The following is a 19,030-nucleotide window of genomic DNA, read 5'->3' on the forward strand; positions in this document are numbered from 1 at the left end:
GGTCACGACCAACCAGCGCCGCGCGGCCAAGGCGATCAACTTCGGCCTGATGTACGGCATGAGCGCCTTCGGCCTGGCCAAGCAACTCGGCGTGGACCGTGGCGAAGCCTCCGATTACATGGGCCGCTATTTTTCGCGCTACCCGGGCGTGCGCGCTTTCATGGATGCCACGCGCGAACAGGCGCATCGCGATGGCTACGTCCAGACGCTGTTCGGTCGCCGCCTCTACCTCGAGAACCTCAACTCTCGTAACCAGGCCTTCCGTGCCGGCGCCGAGCGCGCAGCGATCAACGCGCCCATGCAGGGCACGGCGGCCGACATCATCAAGCGCGCCATGATCGCCGTCTCCGCATGGATCGAACCGCGCGATGACGTGCGCATGCTGATGCAGGTGCACGATGAACTGGTCTTCGAAGTCCGCGCCGATGCCGTCGACGACGTGCGCGCAGGTATCGAGCGGCATATGACCGGGGCGGCCTCGCTGAGCGTCCCGCTGCAGGTGGATATCGGCGTCGGGGCGAACTGGGACGAGGCACACTAAGCTCCCGCTAAGCGCTTCCGGCCGCACTTGGCCGTCCAAACGTAAGTTTTCCGTTTAGTCGTACATTTCGTTTAATGGCAAGTCGTTGAAAAATCAGCCCATGAACGCGGGCTGATTTTTTTTTGCATCGATGATGCAACTTTGCCTCGTTCCGCACGTCTATATATTCGGACGCACGCAACGGCGTCCCATCGGTGGGCCTCACCTCCCTAAGAGGCCCCCTCAAGGTGGACCGGTTCTTCCCCTGGTTCCGGTCTTCCACCCCGCCCCGAGAGCTCCCCTGGCTCTCGGGGTTTTTTTTGCCCACACCGCCTGCACATTCACACCCGCATCCTCGGCGCCACTTAACGGGAGGAATCACCATGCGCGCAGGTCTCATCGTCGTCGGCGTCATCCTTATCGGCCTCGGGCTGTGGGTCACCCTGGGCAACGGCAGCTACCAGAAGACCGATACGGTCGCCTCGATCGGCTCGGCCAAGCTCGAGGCTACGCACGACAAGTCGATTCCGCAGTGGGTAGGCATCGCCGGCATCGTCCTGGGCGGCATCGTTGCCGTCGCCGGATTCTCCCGGAAGAACTGAGCCCCACCCGGTACAATGGGGGGATGGATGTTTCCCATCTCCTCGATTCCCTMAACGACGCCCAGCGCGAGGCCGTCAGCGCCCCGCCCGGGCACTATCTGATCCTCGCCGGTGCCGGCTCCGGCAAGACCCGTGTCCTGATCAACCGTATCGGTTGGCTGACCCAGGTCGAGCGGGTGCCCCCGTGGGCGATCCTCGCCGTGACCTTTACCAACAAGGCGGCCGGCGAGATGCGTACGCGCCTCGACGGAATCATCCCGGGGGGCACGCAGGGCCTGACAGTCGGCACCTTCCACGGCATCGCCCATCGCCTTCTCCGGCGACACTGGCGCGAGGCGGGCMTGGTCGAAGGTTTCCAGATCCTCGATTCGGACGACCAGCAACGCCTGATCAAGCGGATCATCGCCGGACTTGGCCTGGACGAAGCACGCTTTCCGCCGCGTCAGGCCAGCTGGCAGATCAATAACTGGAAGGACGAAGGCAAGCGCCCGGACGCGATCGAGCATCGCGACCATCCGGTCACGCGCACCTTCGTCGAGATCTACAAGGCCTACGAACAGCAATGCCAGCGCGCCGGCCTGGTCGACTTCGCCGAGCTGCTGCTGCGTGCGCACGAGCTATGGCTGAAAGACCCACAGGTACTCAAGCACTACCAGGATCGCTGGCGCTATCTGTTGATCGACGAGTTCCAGGACACCAACACGCTGCAGTACGCGTGGATTCGCGTACTCGCCGGCAGCACCGGCCAGGTCTTCGTGGTCGGTGACGACGACCAGGCCATCTACGGCTGGCGCGGCGCGAAAGTCGAAAACGTGCAGCAGTTCCTCAACGACTTCGCCGGTGCGAAGACGATCCGCCTGGAGCAGAACTACCGCTCCACGTCGACGATCCTCAACGCGGCCAACGCGGTCATCTCGCGCAACGGCGGCCGTCTGGGCAAGCAGCTGTGGACCGATGGCGGCGAAGGCGAGCGCATCGCGCTTTACGCCGCCTATAACGAACAGGACGAAGCGCGCTTCGTCATCGAGCGCATTCGCGAGCACATCGCTGAAACCGGGAACGCACGCGACTGCGCCATCCTCTACCGCTCCAACGCGCAGTCACGCAACTTCGAAGAACAGCTGATCCAGCGCGACCTGCCCTACCGCGTCTACGGTGGCCTGCGCTTCTTCGAACGCGCTGAAATCAAGGATGCCCTGGCCTACCTGCGCCTGGCATCGAACCGTCATGACGATGCCGCCTTCGAGCGTGCCGTGAATACGCCGCCGCGCGGCATCGGCGACCGCACGCTCGACGAGCTGCGCCGGCGTGCACGTACCGATAGCAGTTCCATGTGGGAGGCGATGCTGACGGAGGCATCCATTGGCGGCCTCGCAGGCCGCGCGAAGAATGCGCTCAAGGCTTTCATCGGCCTCGTCGACAACCTCGCGCGCACCTTCGGCGGCCACGACAGGCTCGATGGTGACGAATCGCCCACGGCACTGAGTCTCGCCGAGCAGATCGAGCACGCGATCCTCCACACCGGCCTGCGCGACTTCTACGAAAACGACAAGCGTGGCAATGGTGAGGCGCGCGTCGAAAACCTGGACGAGCTGGTCAACGTCGCGAGCCGTTTCGAGATGACCCCGGAAGACGTCGACGCCGGCCTCAACGAACTCTCGGCCTTCCTGTCGCATGCTTCACTGGAGGCCGGTGAGGGCCAGGGTGAAGCATGGGACGACTGCGTGCAGCTGATGACGCTGCATTCGGCCAAGGGCCTCGAGTTTCCCATCGTCTTCCTTGTCGGCATGGAAGAAGGCCTGTTCCCGAGCCAGCGTTCCACCGAGGAAGACAACCGGCTCGAGGAAGAGCGCCGTCTCGCGTACGTCGGCATCACCCGTGCGCGCGAACGCCTGTACGTGTCGCACGCGGAGTCGCGGCGCATGCACGGCACGGAGATGTTGGCCCGGCCCTCGCGTTTCCTGGGCGAGATCCCGCCGGAGCTGATCGACGAACTGCGCCCCCGCGTACAGGTATCGCGACCGGCCTACGCCGACCGGTATTCAGGCGGTGGCGGCAGCAGTTCCCTGGTGGAGGCCTCACCCATCGCGCTCGGCCAGCGGGTCAGCCACCCCAAATTCGGCGAAGGCACGGTCGTCAGCGCCGAGGGCGCCGGGGCCCATATGCGCCTGCAGGTGAACTTCGAGGATGCCGGAAGCAAGTGGTTGGTTTACGCTTACGCGAATCTGACCGCGTTGTAAGGGGCTCCAACGCGCCACGCTCCCATCCACGGGAGCGTCGTGGCGTGCCCTGAGAGCGGCAGCGCGAACCGCACCAGGGAGCAACAGACACATGATCGTGGGGATCGACCTCGGCACGACCAACAGCCTCGTGGCGGCGTGGATCGACGGCGCTCCGCGCCTGATCCCGAATGCGCTGGGTGGGATGCTCACGCCCTCCTGTGTCGGGATCGACCAGGACGGCAGCGTGCTGGTGGGCGAAGCGGYTCGCGAACGCCTGCAGACCCATCCGGAGCAGACCGCCTCGCTCTTCAAGCGCTACATGGGCAGTGCGCGGACCGTGCGTCTTGGTGATCGCGACTATCGGGCAGAGGAGCTTTCCGCCCTCGTCCTCCGTTCGCTGAAAGCCGACGCCGAGGCCACGCTTGGCGTCCCGATCACCGAAGCCATCATTACCGTTCCGGCCTACTTCTCCGATGCCCAACGCAAGGCCACTCGTGTCGCCGGCGAGCTCGCCGGCCTCAAGGTTGAACGCCTGCTCAACGAGCCCACCGCCGCCGCACTGGCCTACGGCCTCCACGACGCTCAGGGCGAGACGCAGTTCCTCGTCTTCGATCTCGGCGGCGGCACGTTCGATGTTTCGATCCTGGAAATGTTCGACGGCGTGATGGAAGTGCGCGCCAGCGCCGGTGACAACATGCTCGGTGGCGAAGACTTCGTCACCCTGATCGCGGGCCTCGCTTTCCAGAACGGCATTCCTGACGCGGCGAGTACGGACCCCGTATTCATGCAACGTCTGACGGCGCGTGCGGAAGCGGCCAAGCGCCAACTGGGTACCCAGGCAAGTGTGGTCTTCGACGTCACCTGGAAGGGCCACGAGGCCCGCGTCGAACTCGATAACGAAGCATTCGAGAAGCTCTCGCAGCCGCTACTCACGCGACTCTGGCGCCCGATCGAACGCTCGCTTCGCGACGCTCGCATCCGTGCCGCCGATCTCGATAACGTGGTCCTCGCGGGGGGCGCGACGCGAATGCCCATGATTCGCGCCCTGGCGACGCGCATGTTCGGACGCTTCCCCGCCATGGGACACAACCCGGACGAAGTGGTCGCGCTCGGTGCCGCGGTCCAGGCCGGACTGAAGATGAAGGACAAGGCGCTCCAGGAGATGGTGATGACGGACGTGTGTCCGTACACCCTTGGCACCGCCGTCTCGCGTCATATCGAAGGTGGCGGACGGGCCGATGGCCTCTATTCGCCGATCATCCAACGCAACACCGTGGTGCCGGTCAGTCGCGTGCAGCGCTACGTGCCTGTCGACCCCAACCAGCCGTCCCTTCGCATCGATGTCTACCAGGGCGAGTCGCGCCTGGTTCGCGACAACATCCTGCTCGGCGAAGTGACCGTGCCCCTCACGCCTGGTCCCGGCCATGCGGCGGGCGTGGATGTACGCTTCACTTACGACGTCAACGGCCTTCTCGAAGTCGAAGTCACCCTCGTTGCAACGTCGGAAACGCGCCACCTCGTCATCGAAGGTCATGAAGGAAGCCTGGGGCCCGACGAGATCGCACGACGGCTCGAAGCGCTGGCGGCACTCAAGGTGCATCCACGCGATACGCTCGAGAACCGCACGCTGCTCGCGCGTGCCGAACGCCTCTACGAACAATTGCTCGACCAGGCGCGCGACCATCTGGGCCAGATGATCCTGCGCTTCGAGCAGGTGCTGGCGACGCAGGATCCGCGCCTTGTCGCACGCGACGCCGCGTTGTTCCGCGAGGCCTTGCAAGGCATCGAGGCAAACGATCACTTCGCACCCGACCTGGCGGACTAAGGAATAGCCTTATGTCGATGCCCTGGTTCCTGGCACTGCTGCAGCTTCCCCTGCACGCCGACGAGCGTTCGGTACGCCGCGCCTACGCCCTTCGCCTCAAGCTGATCGACCCGGCAACCGACCCGGCGGGGTTTGCCCAATTACGCGAGGCTTACGAAGCAGCGCGCGCCTGGGTGGCTGACGAGGACCACATCGTCGACGTCAACGTTGAAGCGCCTCCTCCTGCCGCGGAGCCAGAGCCGGAGCCGGCGCGGGTCGACGATGCGAGCCCGCTCCCGGCCGTCGTGGCGATCAATCCGCAGGAAGAGGCCATACGACTCATCGATTGGCTCGCCACGCGCATCGCGTACGGCGAGGCGTCGGACATCCGGCAGGATCTGGAAGCCTGTACCGCAAAACTTCGCCTGCAATACATCGATGCGCCGGGAATATTCGAGGACGTTCTGATCGATCGTCTCGCAAGAGGCCTGCTCCGCAAGCGTGCCTACGTGTTCGACTTCGCCGCGCAACATTTTCATTGGCAGGAGATCGGCCACCTCGCGGCGCTCGGCCCGAAGGGCATGTGGATCGATGCCGTGGAATCGCAACGCATGGCCTGGGCCGGCCTGCCCCCGCTCATTCGCGCGAACAGGCTCTCCCTGATCGAGCGAGCCGAAGCGTCAAAGGGCGCGTTACCCTCGCAGATCGTCAGGCGCTGGTTCGAAGTCCGCGACGACTTTCGACGGTTTCCGGCTTACCTGGGCCTGTACCTGACGGTCCCGCGCCAGCAGGAATGGGCGTCGTGTTACGACGCGTTACCCGCAACCGAGCGGCAGGCGCTCGAAACGCCCGTAAAGAAACGTCGCCTACGCATACCGGCCCCCGTCTGGGTCGTCGTGGTCATCGTCGCACTCGGTGTCCTGACTCGTCCGTCTCTCTATCAGGGCACGTTGGACCATCGGCCGGCCCTTGCCGAGCGGTCTTCGGTTCCCGCGGCATCGGCACCCATGGGCCGGAGGGTCTCGAACGATCTGCAAGTCGCTCTCGCCGAGCCCGTCGCCCCTGCCAGGCAGGGCAAGGGATGGATCGTCATCACGCTCACCAATCGTGGGCGATCACCGCTGTTCCTCAGGAAGGCTCTGACTCCGCCGATGACGCCCGATGGTCATGTCGGCCGCCCCCTGTTCACCATCGTCGACCAGCATGGCATCCGGCCGAGGTTCAGGGGCCTGGAGAACCCCACCGACGCAAGGGATCCGGCGAGCTTCTATCTCCGCCTCGATCCGGGACAGACGCTGACCAATGCGCTGGACCTTTCCGTCGACTACGACCTCCTTCCGGAGAGGCGTTACACGATTCGATATACGCAGCCCGTTACCGGGAGCGGCAGTGTCGACGCAAACGGCGCGCCCCACGACGAGAGCGAGTACGTGGCGAGCAACACCGTTTACATGGACTTTCACGGCTGGGGCCGATCCACCAGCGACTGACCTACGGTGAAAGTCGCGGCACCCCGTGCTGGTCGCGCTCTTCGACCGCGGTGACTCGTGTGTCGATGCGATGGTTGCGCGCCTCAGGCAACGCCTCGGTGGCTTCACCACGAGCAAACGCCAGCGCGTTCCGGTAGCAACGCTGGGCAAGCTCCGGATGCGCTTCGCCGACATAGACATCACCGAGGGCTTCCCACGCGTCGGCGTTCGGCGCGATAGCAAGCGCACGTTCCAGGAAGGGCTTCGCCTTACCCCAAAGACGCGCACGCACGCACATACGACCGACGGCCGTCAGTAGCGCGGCATCGTTCGGGTGTGTATCCACCCAGCCTTCCGCCCGCCGCAACCGCTGTTCCATATCCTCCGCGCCCATGCCGCCATAGGTGGCGATGAGGGTCGGTGACCACTCGCGACGCAGCGCGGTTTCGATCTCGTCCATGGCCGCCATGCTCTGGCCGAATCCCGACGCACGGCGCGCATACGCATCGACGGCAGCCGACAGCCGGCGCTGGCCCTTCGGTAACTGCGACCAAAGCGTGGAGAGCGAAGCACCATCGGGCGCGCTGGCGATGTTCGCCGCGACCGCCCGGCTTTCCAGTTCGGCGAACGCACGCGCACCGAGTTCGCCGCTTTTCTGTAACGGATCGAGGGCGCGCACGGCATTACGCGCGTCGCCGGATTCCAGCGAAGCCTCGGCGTATTCGATCCAGCCGGACGGCGTGAGCGATCCACTGTTCGCTTCGGGCGCCAGCAGGGCCGCCGCCTCGGCGGGGCGACCCGCGCGACGAAGAAGGCGAGCGCGTAACACGCGCGCGGCGCGCGGCGTTTCCTGGGCCGCCTGATCGAGTGTTTCGAGAGCGCGCGTCGACTCGCCGTGGCGCTCGGCGGCTTCGGCGGCCGCGAGCAAGGCGGGGCCACGCACCGACGGGTAGCGCGCCGCGCGATTCAGATCACGCTCGGCTTCGCCGTGACGGCCTTCGATCAGCGCGACGAGACCATCGGCGAGCCGACGACGACTGAGTCGCCGATGACGGCGGTTCAGCGCACCGAAGGGCCAGCGGATCAACGTGACCAGCGCAGCGATGACGGCCCAGGCGAGCAACAGGATCACCACGGCGCTGACGACGGTCATCTGCAACGTCGTGCCACGCAGCCGTATCAGAACCGAGCCCGGATCATCCGCTACCCAATGCCAGGCGAACGCCGCGAGCACCGCGACCAGGATAAAACCGACAATCCAGCGCCATAGCTTCATGGCGTGGCCTTCGGAGCAGCCGTCGAAGCCGATGCGGGATGGGCGACAGACTCTGCATGCGCCGGTCCGGCGGCCGGGCCGGGCTGCAGCGCATGCACCGAACGCAGGTTATGCAGTTCGTTCATCGCAGCGCCCAGTTTCGGCGCGGCACCCTTGGCCTGGCTGGCCAGTAGCGCGGCGATCCGTACGCGAGCGGCCCGCACCGTCGGCGAGTTCGGATTGAAACGCGCCGCGAGCGTCGCGTCGACGCGCTTCAGCGCGGCAGCTCGACCCACGTCGTCATAGGCCAACACGGCGGCCTCGGCGTGGGCGACATCCAGCGCCGCGAGCTCGCGCGCAAGGCGATCGTCGGCGAGACCCAACGGCGTGCCGTCGTCATGGCTTACCTTGACGATGCTGCCGAGCGCATCGCCGGCGCGCTGCCAGAAACCACGCGTTTCGGTCGCGGCTGTCGGCGCATCGAGATCTTTCAGCGGCAAGGTAGGAATCTGCGCTCGCAGGTCGGCGAGCGCGGCAAGATCGCTTGCCCGCGCCGATGGCGCCACGGCCGCAAGCGCATCGCGCTCCGCCTTCAGGCTCTGCCGGACGGCCGCGAACGCGCTGTCGTTCACCGCCGCGAGCGTGCTATCGGCGAGGTCGTAGGCGGAAAGCGCCCCACTGGCGTCGCCGAACAGCGCGAAGCGCTCCTTGGCCATGCGCAGCAAGGACTCCGCTTCGTCGAGCAGCATCGCGTCGTGCCCGCTGAGGCTTCGCTCGGACAGATTGGCGACGGCGTCTTCAAGATTTTTCGTACGTTCGGAGACACCGAGCATCTCTTCGCGGGCCGAGCGATTGACGCCGTCTGCGTCACTGACACGGCGACGCAGGTTGGCATTGTCGTCACGCAGACCGTCGACCGTGCCCTGCAGCGTGTCGACCTGTCCGCGAAGTCCGTTGGCGGCGCCGACGTCCTGGCGCATGGTCCAGACGGTCCACGCGGTGTAGCCGGCGGCGCCCAGGGCGGCCAGCGAGATCAGGATCGCCAGGGCAAGTGCGCCACCGCCACGGCGAGGTGCCGGGTCGGCAGTCCGCCGTGGGCTGGCAGACACAGGCGCGGCGGCCGGGGCCGGCGTCGCCGGAATGGGTGCGGTCGGTGGGGTCTCGGTCGTCATGCGAGGCATGCTAGCAGGCCATACGCCAACGCATGGAATACATCCCTCAACGGCGCGTGAACGAGACCTCAGCAGCGGCCGCCAGCAGGTCGCCCGGAAGGGCCGACCGCGCCACCACGACGCGCTCGAAGCCGGTTTCCAACGCGATGTCCCGAAGCCGTTCGCTGCTGACCACGGCCACGGCCTGGACCAGCCGGCGCCAGGCCGGGGCGATCAGGGCGCGATGCAGGTGATCCAGCGCTTCGGCGCTGGACAACAAGACCGCCGAGCGGCGGCCGAGCTTCAGCAGGGGATCGATATGACGGCGGTCGATGCGTGGGGCCACGCGGTGGTAGACATGGACTTCGTCGAGCACCGCGCCGCGCGCCAGGAGTTGCTCGCGCAGCAGGCCTCGGCCGCCGGGGGCGCCGATCAGGGCGACCCGCTTACCCGCCACCGCCGCCAGTTCGGGCAGGCCGAGCACGCCCTCGCTGTCCTGCGAGGTTTCCGGAAAACGCACATCGGTGAGGTTGGCGGTTCTCAGGGCCCGGGCGGTGCCACGACCTACGGCGATCACCGTGGCCTGGGTCGCCAGGGGCAACACGTCCGCCGCGAAGCGGACGGCGGCCGGGCTGGTGAAAACCAGCACGTCGCCCTCGAGCGCGGCGCGCAGCGCGGCGTCCACCGCCGAGGCGTCTTCGATGGCGCGGAGCGATAGCCCAGGCACGCTGACCGGAATGCCTCCCAGCTTGCGTACCCGACGGGAGAGCGGGCCTGCAGTGCCCGCAGGGCGGGTGATGACGACGGTAACGTTGCGAAGAGGGTAGTTACGGCTCACGAAAGCATCCTGCTACTGAGCGCTCAGGATAGGAAGCGGCCGCCTTGCGGGCCACTGCCGAAGGTCGTGGTTCGGCCATACGGGTGCGAACGGTTTGCCTTGCCTCGTAGACTTCGCTGCTTATGACTCCCAACGACATTTCCCTCGCCGATCTCGAGCGCTTCATCCTCGATGGCATTCCCCTCGCGCGGGCCATGGCGGTGAGCATCGACAGCTTCGATGGCATGCGTCTGGTCATGACGGCACCGCTGCTGCCCAACATCAACGACAAGGCCTGTGCCTTCGGCGGAAGCATCGTGGCGCTGATGACCCTGACCTGCTGGGCCCTGGTCGAGGCCGTGCTCCGCGAGCGCGGGGAGGACTGCGATGTCTTCGTCGCCGATTCCACGGTGCGCTACCTGGACCCCATCTGGGACGACCTCCGCGCCGAGGCCACCCTTGCCCCCGGGGCCAACTGGAAGGGCTTCTTTGGCATGCTGAAAGCCCGTGGACGGGCCCGTGGGGACTTCACCTGCGTGGTTCCGGGTGCGGACGGGAAACCGATGGCCAGCCTGGATGCGCGTTTCGTCGCCAAACGCCGGGCATAATGCCGGCCGACGCCACGATGGAACCCGCCATGCGCCGTATCGCCCTGCTTTTCCTCGTTCTTGCCGTATCCCTACTGTCCGGCTGCGCCACCGACATACGTAATGAAGCGCTCACCCGTACCACCAACGCCTATGCGTCGGCGGTCCGATGGGGTGACTGGGAAGGTGCGCAGAGCTTCCTCGACAAGGACTACATCGCCGACCACCCGCTCAGCTCCGTCGACCAGGGCCGGCTCGGCCAGCTGCGCATCACCGGCTATGACGAGGGCGGCGGCCCGCGGCCCGATGGCGACAACGAAGTCGTCCAGGTCGTCCAGATCAACGTGGTCAACATCAACACCCAGTCCGAGCGCACCGTGGTCGACCGCCAGCGCTGGCGTTACGACCCGGAAAAGAAGAAGTGGTGGCTGATGACCGGCCTGCCCGACTTCTCGCCGAAGTAAAGCCTATATAATCGGCCGTTTATCCCCACTGGGACGCGCAATAACCCGATGAACGACGTACTGCACAAGTTGCCCGAATTCGCCAGCAACCATCTGCTGCTGGTCGCGCTGTTCGTGGCGATCCTGCTCGCCCTGCTCGGTGGCGAAGTGATGACCCTCTTCCGCAAGTGGAAGATGCTCACCCCGGCTGGCCTGACCCAGCTGATCAACCGCGATACACCGCTGATCATCGACCTCTCGGCCAGCGCCGACTTCGAAAAAGCCCATGTTCCGGGTGCCAAGAACGTGGCCATGAGCCAGTTCGACCCGGAAACGCAGAAGGACCTCAGCAAGGCCAAGGACCTTCCGGTCGTGCTCATCGACAAGGACGGCCGCGGCGTCGGCAAGGCAGCCAACCGCCTGATCAAGGCCGGCTTCCAGAAGGTCTTCGTGCTCGACGGCGGAACTTATGCCTGGCAGACCGCCCAGCTACCGCTCGCGAAAGGCAAGAAATAGGCATTTCTGGGCGGCTCGGCTTCGCCGTCGCTTCGTACACCTGGGCGTCTCGCGGGGAGACCTTGGTGCCCACCCTCGCGGCTCAGACACGTCCTCCGCGTTCGAGAAGGAAAGGCCGCTCCGCGGCCCATGTACCTACTGGCCTACGGCCGCGCAGTGGCCTCTCCGGTACGAAACGCGGAGGACGTGTCTGAGCAGCGAGGGTGGGCACCGAAGGCTCTGCACCGCTACGTCAGGCTCTGCGCCGCTACGTCCGCGCCCGCCGCAGCGTGAGCTTTAACGCTTCAAAGACCGTGGATCCCCGCCCGACCCCGCAGGATCGCATCCAGCACGTCGGGCGCCACGTCGAATGAATCGAAGTACAGCCGGTCTTCCGGCAGGTTCGCATCGATGAAGAGCTGGCGTCCGGCGGCGACCATCGCGGGGGGACCGCTCATATAGAGGTCGAACGCGGCGAGGTCCGGAAAGTCTTCCAGCAGGGCCTCATGAATTAGGCCTTCGCGAAGCCCGCTAGCGCGGGCCGCCTCGGGATCGGATAACACCGGCGTAAAGGTGATCGTCGGCGTGTCCGCCGCCCAGCCGCGCGCGAGGTCGGCGAGATAAAGGTCCTCGGCGATCCGCGCACCCCAGTAAATGTGCATCGGCCGACGCGTCCCGAGTGCGATGAAGTGCTCGACGATCGCCTTCACCGGTGCAAAGCCGGTACCGCCAGCCATGAACAGCATGGGTCGCTCGGAATCCTCGCGCGGCACGAAGGTGCCCAGCGGCACCTCGATGGTCAGCCGATCGCCGACCTTCAACGATTCATACACCCAGGAAGTGAAGCCACCGCCGGGCACATGGCGTACGTGAAGCTCGATCGTTCCGTCGGCGAGCGGGCCGCTGGCGATCGAGAACGGCCGATGCTTGCCATCCTCGAGAATCACGTCGAGGTACTGACCCGGCAGCCAGTTCAGCCGATCGTCGCCAAGCGGCTTCAGCCAGATACCTACTACGTCCGGTGCAAGCATGCGTCGCTCGACGACGACGGTCTCGGCACGACGGTGCGGGATGTCTTCCACCGACGCGATCTCGCGCGCCTGGATGGCGATGTCACCGCAGGGAACGGCCTGGCAGAGCAGGATCGCGTGACGCATGCGTGCCGGACCGGAAAGGGCCGTTGGCGGATTGCGCGGGTACGAGCATTCACCCTCGACGAGGGTGGCCTTGCAGCTTCCGCACACGCCGCCTCGGCACGAATACGGGAGGGCGATTCCCGCGCGCTGGGCGGCTTCGAGCACGGTTTCGTCGGCAGCGGCGTCGAATCGCTTGCCGGACGATGTCAGGGTTACGGTGGGCACCCGCGCATTGTAGGACAATGGCGGCTTGTTCATTACACGATGCCTGCCCATGGCCATCTGGAAGCAACCCATCGACTTCGCGCGGATCAACGGCTGGAGCCGGGGCACGATGATGGAGACGCTCGACATACGCTTCGTCGACGCGGGTGACGACTGGATTCGCGGCACCATGCCCGTCGACCACCGCACGCAGCAGCCGTTCGGGCTGCTTCATGGCGGCGCGTCCGTGGTGCTGGCCGAGACGCTGGGCAGCACCGCCGCCCTGCTCACGCTCGACGTGGAGAGGGAAATCGCCGTCGGCCTGGATATCAATGCGAACCACCTCCGTGGCGTACGCAGTGGCCTGGTCACCGGCACGGCAAAAGCCATTCACCTGGGGCGCACCACCCAGGTATGGGAAATTCGCATCGAAGAGGAAACCGGCAAGCTGGTCTGCCTGTCGCGGCTGACCATGGCGGTGATTCCATCGCCGGGCGGCGCCCCGGGAAATCTTCGCTCGTGAGTGAAGGTGCGCCGTATGCGGCGCTGTCGCCAGACGTGGTGCTCGCCGCGGTGGATGCCGCCGGATCGTGGAGCGACGGCCGCCTGCTGACCCTTAACAGCTACGAGAATCGTGTTTTCCAGGTGGGACTCGAGGAAGGCGGTTTCGTCGTCGCCAAGTTCTACCGCCCTGGCCGATGGACGGATGCGGCGATCGCGGAAGAGCATGCCTTCGCCCTCGAACTGGCCGCCGCCGAGCTGCCGATGGTGGCGCCCCTCGCGTTCGAGGGCCAGACATTGCTGCGCCACGCCGGCTACCGTTATGCGATCTACCCGCGACGTGGCGGACGGGCGCCTTCGCTGGAATCGGCGGACCAGCTGGAATGGCTGGGCCGGCTGCTGGCACGCATGCACGCCGTGGGAGCGCGCGGCCACTTCCAGGCTCGCGGCACCCTGGACCGGCCGACGATGATCGAAGCGCCCATGCGCGCGACACTCGGCTCCGCCTTGCTGCCGGCGCACCTGTTCGACGCCTACCGTTTCGCGGCGGGCCGTGTCGATACCGCCGTCGCGGACCGCATCGAGGCCGTCGGCCCGGTGCACCGCATTCGCCTTCACGGTGACTGCCATCCCGGCAACGTTCTGTGGACCGATGCGGGTCCGCATTTCGTCGACCTCGACGACGCCCGTACCGGCCCTGCCGTGCAGGACCTTTGGATGCTCGCCGGTGACGACGCCATGATGAAAGCCCTGCTCGAGGGCTACGGACAGTTCCGCGATTTCGATCCCACCGAACTGGCCCTGATTCCCGTGCTGCGTGCGATGCGCCAGGTCCACTACGCCGGATGGATCGCCGAACGCTGGCACGATCCCGCCTTCCCCGCCGCCTTCCCCTTCGCCGCCGAAGCGCGTTGGTGGGAACAGCACATCGCCGATCTCCACGAGATCGCCGACGACCTCTAATCCACGGAGAACCCATGCATTCTTTTTTCACCCGCGTCATCGCCGTTTTTGAGATCGCCGGCGGCCTGTTCGGCCTCGTCCACCAGTTCGATCGCCTCCTTGGCGGACGCTTCAGCGGCCTGGACGCCATCGTCGCCGTGCTCGGCGTACTGCTGTTCGCCTTCATGCTCGTCGCCGGCATCCTGCTGGCCAGCAACGATGGTCGCGGCACGCAAATGTCGATCTGGGCGCAATTCCTCCAGGCGCCCCTGATCGCGACGCCCGTCTTCAGTTACGCGCTGTCGAGCGGCGCCTTCGTCAACCTCTTCATCACCCTGCAGCGTGCCCCGCGGTTGGGTTTCGACTGGTCTATCGCGACACATGGCTGGCAGCTCGCCCTCGGTGGACCGTCGCCGGCGCATCTGGGCATCAACCTGCTGGCCCTGGTTTCCTGGCTGATCCTGCGCTTCGGTCGCTAAGCCCCGGTATCATGGCGGGATGAACAGTCCTGCCACGCCCACCATCCGCCTGAAAACCGACCGCGTCCCCGGCCACCCGTGGGTATGGTCGGCCCAGATCGTCAAGCCCGAAGAACGCCTGCCGCCCGGGAGCGTCGTCGACGTGCTCGATGGGAAGGGCCGTTTTGTCGGGCGCGGATTCTGGAATGGCCATGCGCGCGTGGCACTGCGCCTGCTCACCACCGACGCCGACCAGGCCATCGACGCCGGCTGGATCGCTTCGCGGATTGCCAAGGCCGTGGAACTCCGTCGCGACCTGCTCCGCCTGGACGAGGTGAGCGACGCCTGGCGCGTGGTCCACAGCGAAGGCGACGGCCTCTCCGGCCTGGTCGTGGATCGTTACGCGAACCATCTCGTGGTGGAGTACTTTGCCGCCGGCATGTGGCGCTTCCGCGAGGCCATTCACGCGGAATTGCAACGCCACTTCCCCGGCGCGTCGCTTTACTGGTTCGCCGAAGATCACGTGCAGCGGCAGGAGTCGTTCGATGTCCGCTCCAACGACGCGCCTGCCGCCGTCGACGTGCACGAGCACGGGCTAGCCTTCCATGCCGCACCCGGCCTCGGCCACAAGACCGGCTTCTTCGCCGACCAGCGCGACAACCGTCGCCGCTTTGCCCAGCTGGCGCGCGGGCGCCGCGTGCTCGACCTCTGCTGCAATGCCGGCGGCTTTGCGGTACACGCCATGAAGGCGGGCGCGCGGGAGGCCATCGGCGTCGACGCCGATGCGGCCATCCTCGACGTCGCCCGTGAAAATGCCCGGCTGAACAGCGTCGAGGCGACGTTCGAACAGGGCGACGTTTTCGAGTGGTTGCGCGCTGCCATTGCCCGCGGCGACACCTGGGACGCTGTCGTGCTCGACCCGCCCAAGCTCACGCGCGACCGCAACCAGGTGGTCAACGCACTAAAGAAGTACTTCGCCATGAACCGCACGGCGCTCGACGTGATCGCCCCCGGCGGGATCCTCCTGACCTGCTCGTGCACGGGTCTTGTCGGCGAGGACGACTTCATCGAAATGATCCGCCGTGTCGCCCTCAATGCGGGCCGCAACATCCAGATCCTTCATGTGGACGGGGCCGRCGCAGACCACCCGGTGGCGAGTAACGTCCCCGAGAACCGCTACCTCAAGGCGGTTTACTGCCGCGTCGACTGACGCCGCGTTCACCGTGTCTTGATCGCTGGCCGGCACACACTGCCGGCCATGTCCAGGAAGCCGCCCGACGACGCCCTTGTGGTGCCGGATGTCGAACAGGCCCACGCGAAAGCGGCGGGCCTGGTCTATGTGTGCGACACCGACACCGGCATCACGCGACGCAAGCGCGGGCGGGCCTTCCAGTACATGGATGTCGAGGGCAAGCGGATAACCGATGAGGACGTGCTGACGCGCATACGCGCCCTGGCCATTCCGCCAGCCTATACGAAGGTATGGATCTGCCCCAACGAGCGAGGCCATCTCCAGGCGACAGGTCGTGACGCCCGGTTGCGCAAACAGTACCGGTACCACGCGAAGTGGCGGCATGTGCGCGATTGCGACAAGTTCGAGCGGATCCTGGAGTTCGGCGAAGCGCTCCCCCACCTGCGTCGTCGTCTGCGCAAGGACCTCAGCCTGCCCGGCCTGCCGCGCGACAAGGTGCTGGCACTCGTGGTGAGCCTGTTGGAAGAGACCATGATCCGCGTAGGTAACGACACCTACGCCAAACAGAACAACTCCTTCGGCCTGACCACCCTGCGCTCGCGCCATGTCGCCGCGCGCAAGGACCGGATCGAGTTCCACTTTCGTGGCAAGAGCGGCCAGTGGCGCGATGTCACGCTCGACGACCGCAAACTCGTCAAAGCCGTGCGCAAAGTCCAGGAGCTTCCCGGTCAACGACTGTTCCAGTATCTGGACGACGAAGGACAACGCCAGCCCATCGATTCCGGCATGGTGAACGATTACCTGCGGGAAGTGACCGGCGGCGAGTTCACGGCGAAGGACTTCCGCACCTGGGGCGGCACGGTAAACGCCGTCGCCGTGCTGGCGGCGACAGCCGTCCCCGACGAGGGTGGCGAACGGGCCGTCAAGGCGACCCTCGCCGCGGCCGTCAAATCGGTGGCGACCGTGCTCGGCAACACGCCGGCCGTGTGTCGCGCGTCGTACATCCATCCGGAGGTGTTCGCGGGCTGGTTCGATGGTGAATTGCACCGTCGGGTGCCGGAAACGGGTGTCGTTTTCCCCCGCAAACTGGAAACCCTGACCCTGGCTTTTCTACGTCGACGGCTCCATGTATCCCGACGCTCCCGTTGAGACGAACGGATGGCTATAGTGCTCACACGGGGTTCGCGTTCGATATTTCAGGGGTTGTGTTGACGATGTTGCGGTGGAAGGTGATTCCCGTCCTGCTCGGCCTGACGGCAGGCCTGGGTGTACATGCGCAAGAGGCGCCTGCGGCGCCCCCGTTTGCGCTGCCCGATGCAGGCAGCCATCGCGGCGTGGTGGACGACACGTGGATCATTGCGCCCAAGCGACTGCCCGATGCCACGCTCTCCGCCGTCAAGAACTACGCCGATGAAGGCGACATCGCGGCCGGGGTGTCGCTGCGCTATCGCATCGACCACGCCGACTGGATCATCGCCGACGTTTTCATCTATCCCGCGGGCGAAGGCGACAGCCCGAAGATGCTGCATCGGGCATCGGAGGATTTCCGCGAATCGGTCGCCTATGCCGAGAGGCAGCAGATCTACCGGAACGTCTGGTGGGGTGACGAAAGCGCGTATACGGCGTCGCTGGCCGGCGGAAAGAAGGTCGAGGGCCGCTTCCTGCCGATCGTCTTCGATGCCCAGCAGGACATGCTGACGTCGCGTACCTACCTGTTCTACCGGAAGCTGTACTACGTGAAAATCCGGCTGACGACCACCGTCGATGCCGTGGACTCGCTCGCGGAAAATGCCGACCCTTTCATCAGTGGTCTTCTGGACGGCGTTGACATCATCAGTGCCGGCACCTGTGGTCGCAGCATGGATGTCGTGGCGCTGCAGCCAGGCGAGGCAACGCCGGGAGACCTTCCCGACGGCGTCAGCGCGGATGGCTTTCGCATGGCCCTGAAGCTCACGCGGGCAGGCACGCCGGCGTATGGCGCACAGATGGCGAAATCGATGGCCCTGGCCTCGAAGCGCCAGCTGGCCAGCGGTTGCACCACGCTCGACTACCATCCGCCACTGGAAGACGGCAACCGGACGGTGCTGCACCTTTCCTTCACCCCCGAAGACTGGGGTTCAACGGCAAAGCCATAAAAAACGGCCGGGACGCGTCCCACGCCCCGACCGTTGCCACCCGTGACTTGCGGCGACCGGCACATGATGCGCGAGTCGCCTGCTCAAGCCCATGGAAGGATTCTGAAAAAAACTTATTTCAGATGCGGCGCCAGCAACGGCATGTCCGCCGGACCCAACCGGTCCGATGCGGTCATCAACTGGTGCCAGTACGGGTAGAGCACCGGCGGCGCACTGACCTCGTCCAGGCGCTGACGCTCCTCGACCGTGAGTTTCAGCTCGGCGGCAGCCAGGTTGTCCTTGAACTGGGCCTCCGTACGGCCACCGATCACCAGCGACGTTACCGCGGGACGTCCGAGCAACCAGGCCAGGGCGACCTGTGCACCCGACACACCGCGCGAGTCGGCGATCCCGACGAGCACGTCGACGATCCGCCACAGACGTTCTTCGTCGCGGATCGGCGGCTCCGTCCAGCCTTCGAGGTGGCGCGATCCTTCCGGCGCCTTCGTGTCACGGCGATGCTTACCCGACAGCAGGCCACCGGCGAGCGGACTCCATACCAGGACGCCCAGGCCCTGGTCGATCGAGATCGGCAGCAATTCGTATTCGGCTTCGCGCGCTTCCAGCGTGTAATGGATCTGCTGGCTGATGAAGCGCTGGCGGTGCTCGCGCTCACTCACGCCGAGCGCCTTCATCAGGTGCCATGCGGAATAGTTCGAGCAACCCAGGTAACGCACCTTACCGTCGCGAACCAACGTATCGAGGGCTTCCAGGGTCTCCTCGAGCGGCGTCAGCCCGTCCCACTGGTGCACCTGGTAGAGATCGATCACGTCCGTGCGCAGACGCTTCAGGCTGGCTTCGCACTCGCGAATCAGGTGGTACCGCGAGAGGCCGCCATGGTTGGGGCCGTCGCCCATCGGGAATCGAGCCTTGGTGGCGATCAGCACGTCCTTCGGACGCTTGCCGCCGAGGACTTCGCCAATGATCTCTTCCGAACGGCCGTCGGAATAGACGTTGGCCGTGTCGATCAGATTCACACCGGCATCGATGCACATATCGATCAGTCGGCGAGCTTCGTCCACGCCGGAGTTGCCAACCGAGGCGAACTTGCCCTGGCC

At 65.7% G+C, this 19,030-nt stretch carries 19 protein-coding genes; 14 read left to right on the plus strand and 5 right to left on the minus strand.

Annotated elements, in window-relative coordinates:
- The 5 genes from AC1DSN_RS07150 to AC1DSN_RS07170 all read left to right on the plus strand — a co-directional run.
- Window positions 1-541, plus strand: a 541-nt coding sequence (locus AC1DSN_RS07150; protein WP_477330091.1) for a DNA polymerase, incomplete at its 5' end; no start/stop codon positions are given.
- A gap of 362 nt (window positions 542-903) precedes the next feature.
- Window positions 904-1,122, plus strand: a complete 219-nt coding sequence (locus tag AC1DSN_RS07155; protein ID WP_063570999.1) for a hypothetical protein — start codon at window positions 904-906, stop codon at window positions 1,120-1,122.
- A 23-nt stretch (window positions 1,123-1,145) separates the two neighbouring features.
- The gene (gene uvrD, locus AC1DSN_RS07160) at window positions 1,146-3,362 is read left to right on the plus strand and encodes a DNA helicase II (protein WP_477330093.1); all 2,217 of its coding nucleotides are present in this window, start codon (window positions 1,146-1,148) and stop codon (window positions 3,360-3,362) included.
- 91 nt (window positions 3,363-3,453) lie between these two features.
- A complete protein-coding gene (locus tag AC1DSN_RS07165) occupies window positions 3,454-5,169 on the plus strand; it encodes an Hsp70 family protein (protein WP_477330095.1) in 1,716 nt (571 codons plus the stop codon).
- Window positions 5,170-5,180: 11 nt separating this feature from the next.
- Window positions 5,181-6,638, plus strand: a complete 1,458-nt coding sequence (locus tag AC1DSN_RS07170; RefSeq protein WP_477294452.1) for a hypothetical protein — start codon at window positions 5,181-5,183, stop codon at window positions 6,636-6,638.
- Window position 6,639: 1 nt separating this feature from the next.
- Here AC1DSN_RS07170 and AC1DSN_RS07175 read toward each other — a convergent pair whose 3' ends face one another.
- Genes AC1DSN_RS07175 through AC1DSN_RS07185 form a run of 3 tightly spaced genes read right to left on the minus strand, consistent with a single transcriptional unit; the run spans window position 6,640 to window position 9,861 of the window.
- Window positions 6,640-7,893: a heme biosynthesis HemY N-terminal domain-containing protein gene (locus AC1DSN_RS07175; RefSeq protein WP_477294450.1), complete on the minus strand. Its 1,254-nt coding sequence runs from the start codon at window positions 7,891-7,893 to the stop codon at window positions 6,640-6,642.
- A complete protein-coding gene (locus tag AC1DSN_RS07180) occupies window positions 7,890-9,044 on the minus strand; it encodes a uroporphyrinogen-III C-methyltransferase (RefSeq protein ID WP_477294448.1) in 1,155 nt (384 codons plus the stop codon). Before AC1DSN_RS07180 ends, AC1DSN_RS07175 begins: the two co-directional genes overlap by 4 nt.
- A 46-nt stretch (window positions 9,045-9,090) precedes the next feature.
- Window positions 9,091-9,861 carry a uroporphyrinogen-III synthase gene (locus AC1DSN_RS07185; RefSeq protein ID WP_477294446.1) on the minus strand — a complete coding sequence of 257 codons (771 nt, stop codon included), beginning with the start codon at window positions 9,859-9,861 and terminating at the stop codon, window positions 9,091-9,093.
- 122 nt (window positions 9,862-9,983) lie between these two features.
- Between AC1DSN_RS07185 and AC1DSN_RS07190 the strand changes: the two genes are divergently transcribed.
- From AC1DSN_RS07190 to AC1DSN_RS07200, 3 genes are read left to right on the plus strand one after another with little or no spacing between them, the layout of a single operon-like run.
- Window positions 9,984-10,448: a YiiD C-terminal domain-containing protein gene (locus AC1DSN_RS07190; protein WP_063570993.1), complete on the plus strand. Its 465-nt coding sequence runs from the start codon at window positions 9,984-9,986 to the stop codon at window positions 10,446-10,448.
- A 29-nt stretch (window positions 10,449-10,477) separates the two neighbouring features.
- Window positions 10,478-10,891 (plus strand): hypothetical protein, encoded by a 414-nt coding sequence (locus AC1DSN_RS07195; protein WP_063571001.1) that lies wholly within the window; start codon window positions 10,478-10,480, stop codon window positions 10,889-10,891.
- 48 nt (window positions 10,892-10,939) lie between these two features.
- Entirely contained in the window at window positions 10,940-11,386 is a 447-nt protein-coding gene (locus AC1DSN_RS07200; RefSeq protein ID WP_063570992.1) for a rhodanese-like domain-containing protein, read from the plus strand.
- 284 nt (window positions 11,387-11,670) lie between these two features.
- On the opposite strand, the gene AC1DSN_RS07205 is transcribed toward AC1DSN_RS07200, so the two are convergent.
- Window positions 11,671-12,759 carry a 2Fe-2S iron-sulfur cluster-binding protein gene (locus AC1DSN_RS07205; protein ID WP_477297199.1) on the minus strand — a complete coding sequence of 363 codons (1,089 nt, stop codon included), beginning with the start codon at window positions 12,757-12,759 and terminating at the stop codon, window positions 11,671-11,673.
- A 16-nt stretch (window positions 12,760-12,775) separates the two neighbouring features.
- Here AC1DSN_RS07205 and AC1DSN_RS07210 point away from each other — a divergent pair, with 16 nt between their 5' ends.
- The 6 genes from AC1DSN_RS07210 to AC1DSN_RS07235 all read left to right on the plus strand — a co-directional run bounded on the left by AC1DSN_RS07210 (window position 12,776) and on the right by AC1DSN_RS07235 (window position 17,933).
- On the plus strand, window positions 12,776-13,228 hold the full coding sequence (locus AC1DSN_RS07210) for a hotdog fold thioesterase (protein ID WP_477297200.1): 453 nt from the start codon (window positions 12,776-12,778) through the stop codon (window positions 13,226-13,228).
- The gene (locus AC1DSN_RS07215) at window positions 13,225-14,169 is read left to right on the plus strand and encodes a serine/threonine protein kinase (RefSeq protein WP_477297201.1); all 945 of its coding nucleotides are present in this window, start codon (window positions 13,225-13,227) and stop codon (window positions 14,167-14,169) included. Before AC1DSN_RS07210 ends, AC1DSN_RS07215 begins: the two co-directional genes overlap by 4 nt.
- A 14-nt stretch (window positions 14,170-14,183) precedes the next feature.
- The gene (locus AC1DSN_RS07220) at window positions 14,184-14,627 is read left to right on the plus strand and encodes a hypothetical protein (RefSeq protein WP_063574083.1); all 444 of its coding nucleotides are present in this window, start codon (window positions 14,184-14,186) and stop codon (window positions 14,625-14,627) included.
- 19 nt (window positions 14,628-14,646) lie between these two features.
- Complete coding sequence (locus AC1DSN_RS07225) at window positions 14,647-15,816, plus strand: class I SAM-dependent rRNA methyltransferase (protein WP_477330097.1); 1,170 nt, start codon at window positions 14,647-14,649, stop codon at window positions 15,814-15,816.
- Between the two features lie 48 nt (window positions 15,817-15,864).
- Entirely contained in the window at window positions 15,865-16,947 is a 1,083-nt protein-coding gene (locus tag AC1DSN_RS07230) for a DNA topoisomerase IB (RefSeq protein WP_477330099.1), read from the plus strand.
- A gap of 65 nt (window positions 16,948-17,012) precedes the next feature.
- Complete coding sequence (locus AC1DSN_RS07235) at window positions 17,013-17,933, plus strand: hypothetical protein (RefSeq protein ID WP_477296176.1); 921 nt, start codon at window positions 17,013-17,015, stop codon at window positions 17,931-17,933.
- 113 nt (window positions 17,934-18,046) lie between these two features.
- On the opposite strand, the gene AC1DSN_RS07240 is transcribed toward AC1DSN_RS07235, so the two are convergent.
- A partial coding sequence (locus AC1DSN_RS07240; protein ID WP_477330101.1) for an aldo/keto reductase occupies window positions 18,047-19,030 on the minus strand: 984 nt, incomplete at its 5' end.

This window comes from Luteibacter sp. P4_D7_3 (assembly GCF_056401735.1).